The 3,371-nt window shown below is 45.0% G+C and carries 2 protein-coding genes; both read left to right on the forward strand.

Annotated elements, in window-relative coordinates:
- Positions 1-550 precede the first annotated feature (550 nt).
- On the forward strand, positions 551-2,092 hold the full coding sequence (locus Q0668_RS18790; protein WP_298867445.1) for a UDP-N-acetylmuramoyl-L-alanyl-D-glutamate--2,6-diaminopimelate ligase: 1,542 nt from the start codon (positions 551-553) through the stop codon (positions 2,090-2,092).
- Between the two features lie 45 nt (positions 2,093-2,137).
- Positions 2,138-3,371, forward strand: a 1,234-nt coding sequence (gene murF / locus Q0668_RS18795; RefSeq protein ID WP_298867447.1) for a UDP-N-acetylmuramoyl-tripeptide--D-alanyl-D-alanine ligase, incomplete at its 3' end; no start/stop codon positions are given.

The following is a 3,371-nucleotide window of genomic DNA, read 5'->3' on the forward strand; positions in this document are numbered from 1 at the left end:
TTTCCGGGCTTAATGGCGATACCGCTAGATTTCATTTCCGGACACCCTGCTAGCTGATATGATTAAAGGATAATCAGTCGATTCTTCAAAATCTATATTATTATGTATAAAGTAGGTAAAAATACTAATATTAATTAGTAAGACAAATCAGTTAAAACATGTGGTTTTCGTTCCTCTGTTGATCAGAACTTTTCTGGCTGGGTTCTCACTGAGTGGGAATGTGTGAGTGGTCATTGGTTATTGCTGATTGAAAACAATGTTTCTCGCTCATTGCTATGTTTTTGAGGAGTTTTTTTGGTCAGTATTGGTTGCCATACCAAAGCGATGATTTCAGTATTTCTCTGTAATAATTACAACCCAGGTCTGAGAAGTGCCTTTTTGGTATATCCAGGGTTGACGTTATTCTAAGAATTACGAGAATGCTGCTCTTAAAAATATTATGCACCCCCCTGCCGATTCCGGCTTTCAGTTGTTTCTTCAACCTCTCATTTAGTCAACGAAATTTTCTCCCCGTCATCGTCGTCTCTTTTTAATTAATGGTTCTTCTGAAATGCATGGTTCTTACCTCACGCCCATGTCATCTTCATCACTAAGCTTATCTCCGGGAACCGTGGCCTTGAGTTTAAGGGCATTGTTTCCCTCTGCTAGTTTTGTTGATTGTGCAGATATTTGTGTGACTTCAATTCAGGCTGACAGTCGTCGTTGCCAATCGGGCGATATTTTTGCAGTGATTTCCGGAACGAAGGAAAGTGCAGAGGCATACATACCTCAAGCATTGGAAAATGGCGTCAAGGCGGTGTTGACGGGTCGGCCTCTGACCGGGCTAAGAGTTCCTCAGTGTATCGTAGCCGATGTACGAAAAGCTTATGCCGTACTATGCTCCGAATTAGCAGACCGTCCCTCACGACATTTACAGACAGTGGGAGTGACCGGTACGAACGGGAAAACGACTGTCAGTTGGCTGGTTAGAGAAGTCCTGCAAAAATCCGGAAGACAAACTGGTTTACTAGGCACGATAGAGTATCATGACAGTGTTTCTTCTCGCCCTTCCTCTCTAACAACTCCTGATGCACATGAGTTAGCGCAACTTTTGTCAGAGATGGCCAAACAAAATGCCACACATGCAGTGATGGAAGTTTCCAGCCACGCGTTGGATCAGAGCCGGTTAGCGGGAACTGAGCTTTCAGTTGGTGTGGTGACCAATATTACACAGGATCACTTTGACTATCATCAGAATCTTGAAAACTACATTGTCTGCAAGTCAAAAATTATCAAACACGTCAAAACTGGTGGAACCATTGTCTTGAATGGGGATGATCTTGCCTGCCGGTCATTTACATCAGAACTGAAAGGTGCTCAGAATTTATTGACCTATGGGATAGAAACCGAAGCGGATGTTACCTTGGAGCAGCTTCGGGAATCTGTAACAGGAGCTGAGTTCGATCTGATGTTTGAAGGATCCCGAGTGCCGGTCAAAACATCGTTACTGGGAACACATAACGTATCAAATTGTCTCGCAGCAGCAGCGGCTTGCCTGGCATTAGGCTTGTCACTGACTGAGATTTCAGAGGGCATAAACAGCCTTGAATCCGTACCGGGAAGAATGGAGTCAGTCAATAGCGGCCAACCTTTTACCGTGCTGATTGATTACGCGCACACAGATGATGCACTCAAGCACGTGATCCGTGCAGCAAAAAAAGTTACTGAAAAACGAGTCTTGTGTGTCTTTGGAGCTGGGGGAGACCGCGACCATTCGAAACGCCACTTATTAGGACTGGCAGGAAGTGAAGCAGATCAGGTTTTCATTACCAGTGATAATCCCCGCAGCGAAGATCCGGAAAAAATAATCAGGGAGATTGCTGAAGGGTGCAAAACGCAGAACTTCACTCCCGAGCTGATCGTCGACCGGAAAGAGGCAATCTGTCGAGCCCTGGCAGTCGCACAGGAAGGGGATCTTGTACTGATCGCTGGTAAAGGGCATGAATGCGAACAGATCATTGGTGATCGCAAAATTCCTTTCAGTGATCATCAGGTCGTTGAAAATTATTTCCAGGGCTTACACTCTGAGAATTCAGAGAAAATTCCCGCTTAAAACTGTAAACGTCTAATCATCTAAAGAGTATAAAGAATTCAAAGTATGGATCGTATTTCTCTCAACAAGATTTGTCAGGTTATCCAGGGAGAGTCTGGATCGCCTGATCTGATGATGTCTGACGTTGAGCGGATTTCGATCGACTCTCGCACGACCGAGGCGGGAGATTTGTTTTTTGCAATTCAAGGTAAACGATTGGATGGTCATCAATTTGTAACAGGTGCTCTAGCCCGCGGTGCGCAAGCATCTGTTGTGAATAGGGGAACCAGGACTGACAGTTTGTTACAACCCTACATTTATGTCGAAGATGTCAATCAGGCTTTTCAAGATCTGGCTTACTGGTATCGTCGTCAGCAAAAATTAACTGTCATTGGGGTGACGGGAAGTGTTGGGAAAACAACGACTCGAAATATGATCCATACAGTCTTATCGACTATTTTGAAAGGCATTCAAAGTCCTGCTAATTATAACAATGAATTCGGTGTGCCACTGAGTATCGCACAGATTGAACTGGGGCACCAGTTTGCTGTTTTAGAGTTGGGAGCATCTGCTCCCGGGGAAATAAGAGAACTGGCCCGATTAGCACAGCCGGAAATAGGAGTCATTACTGGGATTGGACCATCGCACCTGGAGCATTTTGGAAGCCTGGACCGAACAGCAGATGCGAAAGGTGAGTTATTTGAAGAGTTGCCTGAAACTGGTCTGGCGATCTTGAATGGAGACGATTCTTTTGCTTCGCAGCTGATTTCTAAAACGGCAACACGTATTTTGAAAGTCGGTCTTAGTGAGCAGAATGATTTACAGGCAATTGCAATTCAACAGACACTCGATGGTAGTTCATTTCAAGTTGATGGTACAGAATTTCTGCTTCCCCTACAGGGGAAACACTTTATCTATTCGGCTCTGTTTGCCATTGCTATAGCAAAAGAGTTTGGGTTTTCAAATCAAGATCTGGTTGAAGGTTTTCGTCAAATTGTCACAGTTCCTGGACGCTGTCATGTCGAGCAGATTGGTTCCTGGACGGTAATTGATGATTCATATAATTCCAGTCCCGTCTCGATGGCAGCCGCCTGTCATACGCTTCAGGAGTGTCCTTGTGCCGGGAAACGAATTATTGTGATGGGTGATATGCTGGAACTGGGGGCCGACTCTAAAAAGTATCATCAGGAAATCGGAGAATTGATCGCAGCGTTAAAAATAGATTCACTTTTCGTCTGTGGAAAACAGGCGGGGGCCGTTGTTCAGGGGGCGCTCACTGGAGATCTCTCTCCTGACAGAG

Origin of the sequence: uncultured Gimesia sp. (assembly GCF_937910335.1) — a bacterium.
Lineage (GTDB): Bacteria > Planctomycetota > Planctomycetia > Planctomycetales > Planctomycetaceae > Gimesia.